Source organism: Xenorhabdus littoralis, from assembly GCF_033949345.1.
Classification (GTDB): Bacteria; Pseudomonadota; Gammaproteobacteria; order Enterobacterales; family Enterobacteriaceae; genus Xenorhabdus; species Xenorhabdus littoralis.
Window position 1 is genome coordinate 1 of sequence record NZ_VCDP01000039.1, and the last position, 14,152, is coordinate 14,152.

Genomic DNA, 14,152 nt, shown 5'->3' on the forward strand with positions numbered 1-14,152 from the left:
AATACAACTTATAGGGTTTGGGAATACGCAAAATGAATAAAAGGAGATCATCTTGATTTAAATCAAAAAATTGGAATTTATATCACCATTAATACCGATCAATATCACAAATATCATTGATAAATTTGAAATCGTTCACTCCATAGTCAGTCATTCCGCTGTAAATAGGCGGTCAATGCGTCATGCAAACGTTTGCGTAAATTATCTTGTCAAGACTATCTCATTCGATAAAAAGAGTTTACACTGTGTGACGTTCTGGCCCTCAGGGGTATTTTTTAGAGATGTAGCTGAGTCAGGAGAACTAAATGTTAAAGCGTGAAATGAATATTGCGAATTACGATCCCGAACTGTGGCAAGCGATGGAACAAGAGGTTTGTCGCCAGGAAGAACACATTGAATTGATTGCTTCTGAAAACTACACGAGCCCAAGAGTTATGCAGGCTCAAGGTTCTCAGCTCACTAACAAATATGCGGAAGGTTATCCGGCTAAACGTTACTACGGTGGCTGTGAGCATGTCGATGTAGTTGAGCAACTTGCGATTGACCGGGCAAAAGAATTGTTTGGCGCAGATTATGCTAACGTCCAACCACATTCCGGTTCTCAGGCAAATGCTGCGGTATACATGACACTGCTGAAACCCGGCGATACTGTTTTAGGCATGAATCTGGCGCATGGCGGCCATCTGACTCACGGCTCTCCGGTTAACTTCTCCGGTAAACTTTATAATATCGTGCCTTACGGCATTGATGACAGCGGCAAAATTGATTACGACGATATCCGTACTCAGGCGAAAAAACATCAACCAAAAATGATTATCGGCGGCTTCTCTGCCTACTCCGGTGTTGTAGATTGGGCGAAGATGCGTGAAATCGCTGATGAAATCGGTGCTTACCTGTTTGTCGATATGGCTCACGTAGCTGGTTTGGTCGCTGCGGGTGTCTATCCAAACCCGGTTCCTCATGCTCACGTTGTCACAACAACAACGCACAAAACACTGGCTGGCCCGCGTGGTGGCCTGATTTTGGCGAAAGGCGGCGATGACGAATTTTACAAGAAACTAAACTCTTCTGTTTTCCCTGGTTCTCAGGGTGGCCCGCTGATGCATGTTATCGCAGGTAAGGCGGTTGCATTGAAAGAAGCGATGGAGCCTGAATTTAAGGTCTATCAGCAACAAGTCGCCACAAACGCGAAAGTCATGGTAGAAGTATTCCTGCAACGTGGCTATAAAGTTGTTTCTGGGGAAACTGAAAACCATCTGTTCCTGCTGGATTTGGTGGATAAAGACATTACCGGTAAAGAGGCGGATGCTGCATTAGGACGCGCTAATATCACTGTTAACAAAAACAGCGTACCTAACGATCCTCGCAGTCCGTTTGTCACTTCCGGCATTCGTATCGGAACACCTGCGATTACCCGTCGTGGCTTTAAGGAAGCAGAAACCCGTGAATTGGCTGGCTGGATTTGTGATGTTTTAGATAACATCAATGATGACGCTATCATTGAAAGTGTTAAGCAGAAAGTATTGGCAATCTGCGCGAAATATCCGGTTTACGCATAAATTTAAATAAAATATCGGCTGGTACTACATGACTGGTACTATATGAGTTGTGCAATATAACTAGCGCTATATAAGCAGTGCTGCCGATAAAATTGAAGCCCGACTCATTACGTTAGTTTTGAGCGGGTTTTTTGCATTTGAAAAATAGGGGCATTTGGATGGTTGTTCCGTCGACATTTTGGCTAGGGTTAAGTTATTTCACTTATTTTTTCTCTTTCGGCATATTTTTACCTTTCTGGTCTGTCTGGTTAAAAGGTGAAGGTATTGAAGCTTCAATGATAGGAATATTGCTGGGTGTCGGATTGGTTGCCCGTTTTATCGGTAGTCTGGTTATCTCTCCTGCGGTAAAAGATCCTTCCAAGTTAATTAAGGCATTGCGAATTCTCTCACTATTAGCATTGCTTTTTGCCATCGGATTCACCATTGACAGCCACTGGGTATGGCTTCTCGTTGCCATGATAGGTTTTAACTTATTTTTTTCACCCTTAGTTCCTTTATCAGATGCTCTGGCAGGAACATGGCAAAAACAGTTTACGTTTGATTATGGCAAAGTCAGGGTTTGGGGGTCGATTGCGTTTATTATCAGCTCTTCGCTGACAGGCATATTAATGTCCTCCAATGGCGTCAACTTCTCAATCAGCAGTTTAGATTTTGGATGGCATATATCATTTGACCACCTGAATAGCTGGATTGGCAGTAACTTGTTTGGAACACATCATATCATTCTTGCCTTTTTGATTTTCAGTGTTGCATTCATGCTGCTGGGAATGATGTTGAAACCTTCAATTATGCCCGCAGGTAAGATCAAAGCAGCGAATGCCCATGCTGTATCTTTTAAAGAACTCCTGTTGGAAAAACCTGTATGGCAATTTTTAGTGTGTGTGACTCTGTTACAGGCTGCCCATGCGGGTTACTACAGCTTTGGTTCCATCTATTGGGAGAAAGCAGGCTATTCTTCATCAACCATTGGCTATCTCTGGTCATTGGGAGTTGTAGCGGAAGTTGTTGTTTTCACCTTTAGTAATCAATTACTCCGTCGTTGGAGTGCGCGTAATCTTCTGCTGCTATCCGCTATCTGCGGGGTACTTCGTTGGGGACTAATGGGAACATCTACCGAATTATACGCATTGATTATTATCCAAATTCTGCATTGTGGCACTTTTACCGTTTGTCATTTGGCAGCGATGCGTTTTATCGGTGCCAGAAAGGAAAATGAAATTATCCGTTTACAGGCCACTTATTCTGCTCTGGCGATGGGGGGCGGTATTGCAGTCATGAGTATAATCGCCGGTTTCATGTATGAAAGTATAGGTAGTGGCATATTTTGGGTGATGGCGTTAGTTGCCCTACCAGCGCTGTTTCTTAGGCCAAAAGTAGAAGCTCATGCACACTGATTTCGCACTCTACAAATAGTCAGCAACACTAATAGGAGGCACGTTTTGATTATTATATCCGCAAAGCCTGTCTCCGTAGTTTTTCATGGCGTGACAGGCCCTTTATCATGAAGAACTGGTTTTACCCTGTTCAACCTGCGTCACATTGACAACCGTAACACCGCCAACGAAGGTGCCTGTCAGGGCAAAACCTTCCACCAATTTCCCACCAATTTCCCACCAATTTCCCACCAATTTCCCACTCGTTAAAAGTCGTTCACTCGACAGCCTATTAAAGCCATTGATAAGGATAAGAAAAAAGAAAAATTTTTGAAATACGTCTCAAAAAACAGCCAATAAAGCTTAGTTGGGGGCTTGTATTCGAAATTAGGTTCATTCATTATTGATATAATAACTATGAGTTATTATTAGTTAAGTTAATATTTCAAATATTATTAATTGTAATTGTAATTGTAATTGTATGTGATTATCCCATTGTCTTATGGGGAGGTTGAATGTTGCCTAATTTCCTGAAACAGGTCAGTAGTTATCCGAACAAGGTTGCTATCTCCACACCTGAAAAAGCGCTCGATTATCGCACACTTAAACAGCAGGCTAGTTCCGTTGCGGGTTCACTTCGGCTGCTTGGCGTCATGCATGAAGAGCCTATTGCGATCCTGCTGGCACCGGGAATTGAACAAATCACGAGCCAGCTTGCCATTCTTATGGCTGGCGGAAGCTGTGTGCCTCTTGACCCGAATGTACCTCCGGCGCGTCTGAACGATATGTTGGATGATCTGGCCGTGAAATGGACCATTACTGATTCGCCAGACAACTCCCCTCAATTACACACCACATTCGTTGCCTTTTCCGATCTGCTTGAAGGGGAAGGTTTAGATGATAGCGAGATTGCTTGTCTGGCCCCACATCATCGAAGCCATGTTCTTTTTACCTCCGGCACAACCGGCAGGCCGAAAGGTGTACAGATCGAGCTAAAAAGCATCATGCGCGTTATCATTGATACGGAATATGTGCGCTTTACGCCTGAAGATCGCATTGCCTGTACTTGCAACCCGACATTCGATATCTCACTGTTCGAAATCTGGGGAGCACTTCTCAATGGAGCGATGGTTTTTGTGCCACCCAAGAAGGATATACTGGACATAGAGTATTTTCAGGCCGAACTGGTCAGGAAAGAAATTTCTATCATCTCCGTTACGGCAACACTTTTCAATCTGATCGCGAAAACATACCCTCAGGCATTCCGTGATATTCGCTATCTTCTGATAGTTGGTGAAGCGCCTAATGCTCACATGGTGCAGCTGGTTCTGGAAGCGGGCGCCCCTCCCAAGCACCTTCTTAATGCGTATGGTCCAACGGAAAGCACGATATTCGCGCTTGCACATGATATCAGTCTGGACGATCTGGTTGATGGCAGTGTCCCTATCGGGTTACCAATCAACTATACCAGCGCATTCATTTTGAATGATAGTTTTGAGCCGCTGGAGCCGGGAAACATGGGACAACTCTATCTCGGTGGCGAGGGACTTTCGCGGGGATATTGGAACCGTGACGAGCTAAATGCAGATCGTTTCGTCAATGTGACTATCCCCGGACATTCTCAGCCGATATGTCTTTACAAGACTGGCGATCTTAGTTGGCAGCGTGACGATGGCATCTTCATGTTTTCAGGCCGCATCGACAGTCAGGTGAAAATACGTGGCCATCGTATCGAACTGGAAGAAATTGAAATTCAGATTTTAAAAAACATGCAGATCCGTTTAGCCAAGGTCTGCGCTGTGAAGAACGAAGGTGAAGACGATTTTATTGCCGCATTCGTTGTTCCACGGTCACCGGGTACTTTCGATCGGGAGCAGCTTATACAGGAATTGAGTGAATATCTGCCTGCATACATGCTGCCCCGTCTTTTCGTCGTCGAGCATATCCCGATGACGCCGCACGGAAAGGCAGACCAGCGTAAGCTTATGGCGCTGCTCACAACGCGAGCATCATCTGAGGAACGACCTGCGGGCTTCAACGATACCGAGTATGCGGTATATCGCATCTGGAGCAAGATCCTGCACAACAGTGATATCTCGCTTGATGACAACTTTTTTAAACTGGGAGGCAGCTCTCTGCAAGCGTCGCGTCTTGTGATTGAACTTGCTCGTCAGTTCAATCAGCATTTCTTGGCACAGACCATTTATGAAGTACCAAACCTCCGCCAACTTGCCAGCATCGTTTCACAAGGCAACTCCCCGCAGGCGCAGGATGAAACAGAGGAATGGCTACGCGACGGGCAACTGCCGGACGACATCAGGCCATTGCCGGAGGCACCGCAAGACTGGGCTAATCTTGCTGACGCATCCATTTTTCTGACAGGTACGACCGGCTTTCTGGGGGCATTCTTATTACGTGATCTTCTCACTATCGAGAATATACAAAAGAATATAAAAAATGTAGTTTGTCTCGTTCGAGCGAAAGACGATGCCGCAGCACTCAAACGCATTAAGAATACCCTTTCCAAGTATGGATTGTGGGAAGCCTCATTCGCCGGGCGCATTAGGGCCGTCGCTGGTGACTTGTCTCAACCCAGATTAAGACTCAGCGATGAACTCTATAATGAATTGGCCAACACAAGCGATGTCGTTTTTCATGCAGCCGCAGATGTTAACTACATTCATCCTTACAGAACACAACGCGCCTCCAACATCGACAGCACACTGAACATTCTTCGTTTAGCCACACACGGCAAAGCCAAATCCGTGCATTACGTATCGACGATTGCCGCATTTGGTCCGGTAGGATTGCTGCATTCGACGACTTGTATCTACGAGAATGATAGTCTTACTCCCTATATAGAGGGCCTGAAATATGATGTCGGCTATGCGCAGAGTAAATGGGTGGTAGAACAGCTTATCTGGCAGGCGCGGAAAATTGGCATCCCGGTGTCTGTTTACCGGCCGGGTTTCATTATGGGCGACAGCGTTAGTGGTGTCGGCAATCCGAATGACTTTGTCGCACGCCTGATCATAGGATGCATTGCTATCGGTGCCTGTCCGGAACTGCCGCGTCAGTGGAAGGAATTCGTCTCTGTTGACTATGTCAGCTCGGCGCTTTTGACTATCGCGACTGACATACGGAATCTGGGGCAGGCTTACCACCTCGTTCCGCCGGATAGAAAAACACAGTCCGTTGATATTAATGGGTTCTTCCGTCTTTTAGAGGAATGCTGCGGGCATCCATTGCAGTCACTCCCTTACAGTGAATGGCTCTCCAGGCTAATCGCCGATCCTCATTTGGACCACAATGCCTTGCTGTCCTTGCTACCCATGCTTTCTGAGCGAGTCTACCGGCAGCTGACCCGATGGGAGGTCAATGAAAACATGCCGGTTTTTGATACCAGAAATACGGTTTCAGCATTGGCTAATGCAACGAATCCGGTGCATTTTACTCCCATGGGAAAAGAACTGCTCTCGAAGTACCTCAACTATTATCTTCCCAAAAGAGATGAATAGAACCAAACATTCAGTAACCCATTAAAAATTTCAGGGCACCCAATTAGGTGCCCTGAAACCAACATTGCTCAAATTATATTTATTTAATAATTAACGAATTAACGTTTCAGTGCATCCGTTAATTCTTCACGCATTTGAGATAAAATGTCTTTAACGATACGTGGACTGCCCGCAACGATGTTGCCGGAGTTGACATGGTTATGACCACCAACGAAATCAGAGACGATACAACCGGATTCACGTGCCAGCAATTCCCCGCCCATGAAATTCCATGGTTTCAGACCGATCTCAAAGAAACCATCTACACGTCCGGCAGCAACATATGCCATATCCAGTGCCGCAGAACCTGTACGACGGAAATCTGCACAGCGGTCAAATAATTTACCCAGTATATTCATGTAAGGGATGGTGTGCTGTTTGGCTCTGAATGGGAAGCCAGTCGCAAGAACAGTACCTTCCAGATCACGGGCATTCGAGCCACGCAGGCGATAACCATTTAATTGAGCGCCTTGACCACGGGTCGCGGTGAACAATTCATTACGCATTGGATCGTAAACAACCGCCACTTCAGTGCGGCCTTTAATGCGCACAGCAATGGAAACAGAAAAATGAGGGAGACGTTTAATAAAATTGGTGGTGCCATCCAGTGGATCGATAACCCATTGGAAATCGTCTTCTTCACCTAAGTGCTCACCGCTTTCTTCGGTGATAATTGTGTGTTTAGGGTAAGACTTACGGATAATGTCGATGATCAGCGTTTCTGCTTCACGGTCAACATTGGTGACGAAATCGTTACTGCCTTTTTGGCTCACCTGAATGGCGTCAGGGGTTTCGTAGCTCTTGGCAATGTGATTGCCGGCTTTACGCGCAGCGCGTATAGCGATGTTTAGCATCGGATGCATGGGGTATCTTCCACCAGGATTTTAAAGAACGGGAAACAAATCGGCGCGAAGTATAGCAGTAGTTCGTCAAAATGACTAATGCTGTGTTAAGATATTCGGCTCTTATACTGAATCTAAAAGCCATCATGTTAGAGAATATCCGCATTATTCTGGTAGAAACCTCCCACACGGGTAACATGGGTTCAACCGCCAGAGCCATGAAAACAATGGGATTAACCAATTTGTATCTGGTCAATCCTCTTGTTCTACCTGACTCTCACTCCATCGCACTTTCAGCCGGGGCAAGTGATGTTATCGGTAGTGCGACAATTGTAAATACGTTGGATGAGGCATTAGCTGGCTGTGAATTGATCATAGGAACCAGCGCTCGTTCCCGGACTCTTTCCTGGCCAATGGTTGAGCCACGTGAATGTGGTGAACGTTGTGTCAAAACTGTCGGCCACTCTCCGGTTGCGATTGTGTTTGGTCGTGAACGTGTTGGCTTGACGAACGAAGAACTGCAAAAATGTAATTACCACCTGTATATTCCTACCAATCCTGAATATGGTTCGTTGAATCTGGCTATGGCCGTTCAATTGGTTAGCTATGAGATCCGCATGGCATATCTTGCTACTCAGGAACAGCAGGAGAAAGCAGCGTCTCCGGATCATGAGGCAGAATATCCACCTGCCGAAGATATGGAGCGTTTTTATCAGCATTTTGAGCAGGTACTGAACGAATCCGGCTTTATCCGCAAAGCGCATCCGGGGCAGATAATGAACAGGCTAAGACGTCTTTATACCCGTGCCCGGCCAGAAACTCAGGAGCTGAATATTTTGCGTGGTATATTGACTTCCATGGAAAAATGGGCCAAGAAGTAGCCATAAAATCAAAGGTGGATTAGGCGAGAGATAGGTGAAAAAGGCGAAAGTCAGCCAAATAAAAGGCGAAAGTCAGCCAAATAATAGTTGAGTAAATTACTAGGTTAAATAGTTGACTAAAATACTCAGGAATGCCACAATTTCATCTATATTTCACCATGGAGTTTTTGTTATGAGACTGACATCAAAAGGACGTTATGCGGTAACTGCCATGCTAGATGTGGCGTTGCATTCACAAGAAGGTCCGGTGCCATTGGCCGACATCTCTGAACGTCAGGGAATTTCCCTATCCTATCTTGAGCAGTTGTTCTCCCGCCTGCGTAAAAATGGTCTGGTTTCTAGTGTCCGTGGTCCAGGTGGCGGTTATTTACTGGGCAGAACTGCCGGTAATATTTTCGTTGCCGAAGTTATTTCAGCTGTTGATGAATCCGTTGACGCGACTCGTTGCCAAGGTAGAGAAGGCTGCCAGGGCGGTGATCGTTGTCTGACTCATGCGTTATGGCGTGACCTTAGCGATCGTATCACGGGTTTCCTGAGCAGCATCAGTTTAGAAGAATTAGTGAATAATCAAGAAGTGTTAGACGTTGCTGATCGTCAAGACAGCGATAAGCGCCGTACACCGAACGGCAAACTTCAAGAGACGATCAACGTTAACCTACGTGCGTAGCCTTGTGGCAAATACTTGGTTGTATTAAATAAAAGTATTAAAAGTGTCTTACGGAGCATGTGAGCAATGAAATTACCCATTTATTTGGACTATTCAGCAACAACACCGGTAGATCCACGTGTTGCTGAAAAGATGATGAACTATCTGACTATGGACGGGATTTTTGGTAATCCAGCTTCCCGTTCACACCGTTTTGGCTGGCAGGCTGAAGAGGCGGTTGATATTGCGCGTAATCAAATTGCTGATTTGGTCGGAGCAGACCCGCGTGAAATCGTCTTTACTTCAGGCGCAACGGAATCAGATAATCTTGCTATTAAAGGTGCTGCAAAATTTTATCAGAAAAAAGGCAAGCACATTATTACCAGCAAAACTGAACATAAAGCGGTTCTGGATACTTGTCGCCAGCTGGAGCGCGAAGGTTTTGAGATCACTTATCTTGCGCCAATGAGCAACGGTATGATCGATCTGAAAGAGCTGGAAGCCACTATGCGCGATGACACCATTCTGGTTTCCATTATGCACGTCAATAACGAAATCGGCATTGTTCAGGACATCGTGACTATTGGTGAAATGTGCCGTAGCCGTGGCATTATTTTCCATGTTGATGCGACCCAAAGCGTTGGTAAATTGCCTGTCGACCTCAGTAAGCTGAAAGTCGACCTGATGTCTTTCTCTGCCCATAAACTTTATGGCCCGATGGGTATCGGCGCACTGTATGTTCGTCGTAAACCTCGCATCCGCATTGAAGCACAGCAGCACGGTGGTGGTCATGAGCGCGGTATGCGTTCAGGGACATTGCCTGTTCACCAGATTGTGGGTATGGGTGAAGCCTACCGTATTGCAAAAGAAGAGCTGGAATCAGAGGCAGTGCGTCTGCATGGTTTGCGTCTGCGTTTGTGGAACGGTATCAAAGATATTGAAGAAGTTTACCTGAACGGTGATTTAGAACTGGGTGCACCACACATTCTGAATGTCAGCTTCAACTATGTTGAAGGTGAATCGTTGATGATGTCACTGAAAGATCTGGCAGTTTCTTCTGGCTCAGCATGTACCTCTGCGAGTTTAGAGCCTTCTTATGTCCTGCGCGCACTGGGCATGAATGATGAACTGGCACACAGTTCTATTCGTTTCTCTTTGGGGCGTTTTACCACAGAAGAAGAAATAGACTATGCAATCAAGTTGATTCACAACGCGATTGGCCACCTGCGTGATCTTTCTCCATTGTGGGAAATGTTTAAGCAGGGTGTGGATATCAGCACCATCGAATGGTCTCATCATTAATCAGACGGTTTCAGGAGTAACGACATGGCTTACAGCGATAAAGTAATTGATCACTACGAAAACCCACGTAATGTTGGCTCATTCGATAGTGAAGACCCTTCAGTTGGTAGTGGCATGGTAGGAGCACCCGCTTGTGGTGACGTTATGCGACTGCAAATCAAGGTCAGCGATGAAGGTATCATCGAAGATGCACGTTTCAAGACTTATGGCTGCGGTTCTGCGATCGCATCCAGTTCTCTGGTAACAGAGTGGATGAAAGGTAAATCACTGGATCAGGCTGAAGCAATCAAAAACACTCAGATTGCTGACGAATTGGAACTTCCACCAGTGAAAATCCACTGTTCTATTCTGGCAGAAGATGCGATTAAAGCTGCCATTGCGGATTACAAGAGCAAACGCCAAGCCAAATAGCTATTTTTGTATAAATAACTATTTTTTGTAAAAGACGTATTTTTGCAAAAGAACGTGTTTTCATAACAGAGCGTTTCGTAAAAAGAAAATAATTCTGGTGGATATTGGTTCAATATCCACCTTTACTGGTTTTAAAAGTGAGGTGTTGTATGTCAATTTCCCTGACAGAAAGTGCCGCCCAACGTATTTTGGCCTTTCTTGACAATCGAGGAAAAGGTGTCGGGTTGCGTTTGGGTGTGAGAACATCCGGCTGCTCTGGCATGGCATATGTGCTTGAATTTGCTGATACACTTAATGAAGAAGATCAAGTTTTTGAAGACAAGGGCGTGAAAGTTATCATTGACGGTAAAAGTATCCTTTATCTTGATGGTACTGAATTGGATTTTGTTAAAGAAGGTCTGAATGAAGGCTTTAAGTTCAATAACCCCAATGTTTCCAGCGAATGCGGTTGTGGGGAAAGTTTCCACGTTTAACCCCGCTTTTTAATTCCGCATTTTGCGACATTAAGAGTAACTTATGGACTATTTTACTTTATTTGGGCTGCCTGCGCGTTATGCGATTGACCGTGAACTGTTGGCAACCCGTTATCAGGAATTGCAACGCCGGTTTCATCCTGATCGTTTTGCCAATCAGCCAGAGCGTGAAAAAACACTGGCACTTCAGCAAGCCGCTACCATTAATGATGGCTATCAGACGCTAAAACATCCCCTGAAACGTGCGGAATATATGCTGTCCCAGCAAGGGTTCGATTTATCCAACGAACAGCACACGATGCAGGATACTGCCTTCCTGATGCAGCAGTTGGAATTGCGCGAAGAGCTTGATGCTATTGAGCATAGTGCAGAACCAGAAACAGCGCTGACCCATTTTTCATCTCGCCTGAATAAAATGATTAAAACTCGCAGTGAGCAGATGGAACAGCAGATTAATGATGCTGAATGGTCAATTGCAGCCGATACAGTCCGTAAATTACGCTTTCTGGATAAATTGCAACAGCAGGTTGAACAACTGGAAGAGCGGTTGCTGGATGACTTTTAGCCTAATGGTTTTTAGCCGAATGTTTTTAGCTGAATGTTTTTAGCCAAATTAGATTTATAGGGGCACACATGGCTTTATTACAAATCAGTGAACCTGGTTTATCTGCCGCACCGCACCAGCACCGTCTGGCAGCGGGGATTGATCTTGGTACGACTCACTCTCTGGTTGCGACTGTCCGTAGTGGACAGGCGGAAACATTGGCCGATAGTGAAAACCGTCACTTACTTCCTTCCGTTGTACAATATCGCAAAAATGATATTCAAGTTGGCTGGCAGGCTCGTCAGCAGGCTGCATCAGATCCTGTCAATACCGTGAGTTCCGTCAAGCGTATGATGGGGCGTTCTTTGGCTGACATTCAGCAGCGTTACCCTAATCTGCCATACCAGCTTCAGGCGAGTGAAAACGGTTTGCCGTTGATCAGCACTGCGGCGGGCTTGGTAGATCCTATTCAGGTTTCTTCTGACATATTGAAATCGTTGGCACAACGGGCAGAAGAAACTTTGGATGGCAAACTTGATGGTGTTGTGATCACCGTTCCCGCTTATTTTGATGATGCACAGCGTCAGGGAACCAAAGATGCTGCGCGTTTAGCGGGTCTGCATGTTCTTCGTCTTTTGAATGAACCGACTTCCGCGGCTATTGCCTATGGGCTTGATTCCGGTCAGGAAGGTGTGATCGCCGTTTACGATCTGGGCGGCGGAACATTCGACGTCTCTATTCTCCGTCTTAGCCGGGGCGTATTTGAAGTACTGGCGACGGGTGGCGATACCGCACTGGGTGGTGATGATTTTGATTTATTGCTGGCGAATTTGATCCGTGAAAAGGCTGGAATTAGCGACAACAGCCACGGATTACAGCGTCAGTTGCTGGATATTGCGACCCAAGCCAAAATTGCCTTAAGTGAGGCGGATAGCGCGGAAATCAACATTGCAGATTGGCAAGTCAGCATTACCCGTACCGAATTCAACGAATTGATCACATCTTTGGTTAAACGTACATTACTTTCTTGCCGCCGTGCGTTGAAAGATGCGGGCGTAACGACTGATGAAGTCTTACAGGTTGTCATGGTTGGCGGTTCAACACGAGTGCCATTGGTACGCAGCATGGTGGGTGAATTCTTTGATCGTGAGCCTTTGACTTCTATCGATCCGGACAGAGTTGTTGCTGTTGGTGCTGCAATTCAGGCCGATATTCTGGTAGGCAACAAACCGGATAGCGAAATGCTGTTATTGGATGTTATTCCGTTGTCGCTGGGTCTGGAAACAATGGGTGGACTGGTTGAAAAAATCATCCCACGCAATACCACTATTCCTATTGCAAAGGCGCAAGAATTTACCACTTTCAAAGATGGTCAAAGCGCCATGAGCATTCATGTCGTGCAGGGCGAAAGGGAGCTGGTTAATGATTGCCGTTCACTGGCGCGTTTCACACTACGGGGTATTCCTCCATTACCGGCTGGCGGCGCTCACATTCGCGTGACTTTTCAGGTCGATGCGGATGGCTTATTGAGTGTCAGCGCACTGGAAAAATCCACGGGTATTGAATCATCCATTCAGATAAAACCTTCTTATGGTTTATCTGATGAAGAAATCGCCCGTATGCTCAAAGATTCCATGACTAATGCACAGGAAGATATTCAGGCACGTAAATTGGCAGAACAGAAAGTAGAAGCGGCGCGAGTTCTGGAAAGTTTAACGGGTGCGTTGGAAAAAGATGCTGATTTACTGAGTCAGGAAGAACAAACAGCCATTGATGCTGCTGTGCAAGTACTAATTGAAAGTGCTCAGGGTACGTCTCCTGATGCGATTGAAAGTGCAATTAAACAGTTGGACAAGCAAACGCAGGAATTTGCCGCGCGTCGAATGGATACTTCAATCCGCCGGGCTTTGGCGGGTCATTCTGTGGATGAAATTTAATTATGCCTAAAATTGTATTTTTACCTCATAACGAACTTTGCCCCGAAGGTGCAGTATTGGAAGCTAAGGAAGGCGAATCAATTCTGGATGTTGCACTGCGCAATGGTATTGAAATTGAACATGCTTGTGAAAAATCCTGTGCGTGTACCACTTGCCACTGTATCGTTAGAGAAGGTTTTGACTCACTGGAAGAAAGTTCTGAGCTGGAAGATGACATGCTGGATAAGGCATGGGGACTGGAGCCTGAAAGCCGCTTAAGTTGTCAGGCCAAAGTTACCGATGAGGATTTAATTGTTGAGATCCCTAAATACTCCATTAACCATGCACGTGAGCACTGACAGGAGAATTTAAGATGAAATGGGCTGACAGTCGTGATATTGGCGAAGCACTGTATGATAAATTTCCGGATTTAGATCCTAAAAAAGTGCGTTTCACCGATATGCATGAATGGATTTGTGAACTGGATGATTTTGATGATGATCCTCAGAAATCCAACGAAAAAATTTTGGAAGCTATTTTACTCGTGTGGTTGGATGAATATGAGTAATGCGTTATCTGCTTAGCATTGCATAAAAATAGCGCTGACTCACCTATTCCTGCTCAATAGCTTGGCATGGTTGGCATTTA

At 45.6% G+C, this 14,152-nt stretch carries 14 protein-coding genes; 12 read left to right on the plus strand and 2 right to left on the minus strand.

Going from position 1 to position 14,152, the window contains the following annotated elements:
* Positions 1–305: 305 nt before the first annotated feature.
* Complete coding sequence (glyA, locus tag FE394_RS11385) at positions 306–1,559, plus strand: serine hydroxymethyltransferase (protein ID WP_319926507.1); 1,254 nt, start codon at positions 306–308, stop codon at positions 1,557–1,559.
* A gap of 158 nt (positions 1,560–1,717) precedes the next feature.
* Positions 1,718–2,953, plus strand: a complete 1,236-nt coding sequence (locus FE394_RS11390; protein ID WP_319926508.1) for a 3-phenylpropionate MFS transporter — start codon at positions 1,718–1,720, stop codon at positions 2,951–2,953.
* A gap of 105 nt (positions 2,954–3,058) precedes the next feature.
* Here FE394_RS11390 and FE394_RS11395 read toward each other — a convergent pair whose 3' ends face one another.
* A complete protein-coding gene (locus tag FE394_RS11395) occupies positions 3,059–3,184 on the minus strand; it encodes a hypothetical protein (RefSeq protein ID WP_319926509.1) in 126 nt (41 codons plus the stop codon).
* Between the two features lie 263 nt (positions 3,185–3,447).
* Between FE394_RS11395 and FE394_RS11400 the strand changes: the two genes are divergently transcribed.
* The gene (locus FE394_RS11400) at positions 3,448–6,450 is read left to right on the plus strand and encodes a non-ribosomal peptide synthetase (protein ID WP_319926510.1); all 3,003 of its coding nucleotides are present in this window, start codon (positions 3,448–3,450) and stop codon (positions 6,448–6,450) included.
* A gap of 98 nt (positions 6,451–6,548) precedes the next feature.
* Here FE394_RS11400 and suhB read toward each other — a convergent pair whose 3' ends face one another.
* Entirely contained in the window at positions 6,549–7,352 is an 804-nt protein-coding gene (gene suhB / locus FE394_RS11405; protein ID WP_319926511.1) for an inositol-1-monophosphatase, read from the minus strand.
* A gap of 125 nt (positions 7,353–7,477) precedes the next feature.
* Between suhB and trmJ the strand changes: the two genes are divergently transcribed.
* The 9 genes from trmJ to iscX all read left to right on the plus strand — a co-directional run bounded on the left by trmJ (position 7,478) and on the right by iscX (position 14,072).
* A complete protein-coding gene (gene trmJ / locus FE394_RS11410; protein WP_319926512.1) occupies positions 7,478–8,212 on the plus strand; it encodes a tRNA (cytosine(32)/uridine(32)-2'-O)-methyltransferase TrmJ in 735 nt (244 codons plus the stop codon).
* Between the two features lie 172 nt (positions 8,213–8,384).
* A complete protein-coding gene (iscR, locus tag FE394_RS11415) occupies positions 8,385–8,879 on the plus strand; it encodes a Fe-S cluster assembly transcriptional regulator IscR (RefSeq protein ID WP_319926513.1) in 495 nt (164 codons plus the stop codon).
* A gap of 66 nt (positions 8,880–8,945) precedes the next feature.
* Positions 8,946–10,160, plus strand: coding sequence for an IscS subfamily cysteine desulfurase (locus tag FE394_RS11420; RefSeq protein ID WP_319926514.1), 1,215 nt, complete (start codon positions 8,946–8,948; stop codon positions 10,158–10,160).
* Positions 10,161–10,184: 24 nt separating this feature from the next.
* Positions 10,185–10,571, plus strand: a complete 387-nt coding sequence (iscU, locus tag FE394_RS11425; RefSeq protein WP_319926515.1) for a Fe-S cluster assembly scaffold IscU — start codon at positions 10,185–10,187, stop codon at positions 10,569–10,571.
* Positions 10,572–10,720: 149 nt separating this feature from the next.
* Positions 10,721–11,044 (plus strand): iron-sulfur cluster assembly protein IscA, encoded by a 324-nt coding sequence (gene iscA / locus FE394_RS11430; protein ID WP_319926516.1) that lies wholly within the window; start codon positions 10,721–10,723, stop codon positions 11,042–11,044.
* Positions 11,045–11,087: 43 nt separating this feature from the next.
* A complete protein-coding gene (gene hscB / locus FE394_RS11435; RefSeq protein ID WP_319926517.1) occupies positions 11,088–11,609 on the plus strand; it encodes a co-chaperone HscB in 522 nt (173 codons plus the stop codon).
* A gap of 68 nt (positions 11,610–11,677) precedes the next feature.
* Positions 11,678–13,525 carry a Fe-S protein assembly chaperone HscA gene (hscA, locus tag FE394_RS11440; RefSeq protein ID WP_319926518.1) on the plus strand — a complete coding sequence of 616 codons (1,848 nt, stop codon included), beginning with the start codon at positions 11,678–11,680 and terminating at the stop codon, positions 13,523–13,525.
* Between the two features lie 2 nt (positions 13,526–13,527).
* Positions 13,528–13,863, plus strand: coding sequence for an ISC system 2Fe-2S type ferredoxin (fdx, locus tag FE394_RS11445; RefSeq protein WP_319926519.1), 336 nt, complete (start codon positions 13,528–13,530; stop codon positions 13,861–13,863).
* A 14-nt stretch (positions 13,864–13,877) separates the two neighbouring features.
* Positions 13,878–14,072, plus strand: coding sequence for a Fe-S cluster assembly protein IscX (gene iscX, locus FE394_RS11450; protein WP_319926520.1), 195 nt, complete (start codon positions 13,878–13,880; stop codon positions 14,070–14,072).
* Positions 14,073–14,152 lie beyond the last annotated feature (80 nt).

Coding starts and splice junctions, on each gene's coding strand:
- fdx (WP_319926519.1), top strand. CDS start 13,528: ATGCCTAAAATTGTATTTTTACCTCATAACGAACTTTGCCCCGAAGGT.
- iscX (WP_319926520.1), top strand. CDS start 13,878: ATGAAATGGGCTGACAGTCGTGATATTGGCGAAGCACTGTATGATAAA.
- iscA (WP_319926516.1), top strand. CDS start 10,721: ATGTCAATTTCCCTGACAGAAAGTGCCGCCCAACGTATTTTGGCCTTT.
- hscA (WP_319926518.1), top strand. CDS start 11,678: ATGGCTTTATTACAAATCAGTGAACCTGGTTTATCTGCCGCACCGCAC.
- trmJ (WP_319926512.1), top strand. CDS start 7,478: ATGTTAGAGAATATCCGCATTATTCTGGTAGAAACCTCCCACACGGGT.
- FE394_RS11390 (WP_319926508.1), top strand. CDS start 1,718: ATGGTTGTTCCGTCGACATTTTGGCTAGGGTTAAGTTATTTCACTTAT.
- FE394_RS11400 (WP_319926510.1), top strand. CDS start 3,448: ATGTTGCCTAATTTCCTGAAACAGGTCAGTAGTTATCCGAACAAGGTT.
- FE394_RS11420 (WP_319926514.1), top strand. CDS start 8,946: ATGAAATTACCCATTTATTTGGACTATTCAGCAACAACACCGGTAGAT.
- glyA (WP_319926507.1), top strand. CDS start 306: ATGTTAAAGCGTGAAATGAATATTGCGAATTACGATCCCGAACTGTGG.
- hscB (WP_319926517.1), top strand. CDS start 11,088: ATGGACTATTTTACTTTATTTGGGCTGCCTGCGCGTTATGCGATTGAC.
- suhB (WP_319926511.1), bottom strand. CDS start 7,352: ATGCATCCGATGCTAAACATCGCTATACGCGCTGCGCGTAAAGCCGGC.
- iscU (WP_319926515.1), top strand. CDS start 10,185: ATGGCTTACAGCGATAAAGTAATTGATCACTACGAAAACCCACGTAAT.
- iscR (WP_319926513.1), top strand. CDS start 8,385: ATGAGACTGACATCAAAAGGACGTTATGCGGTAACTGCCATGCTAGAT.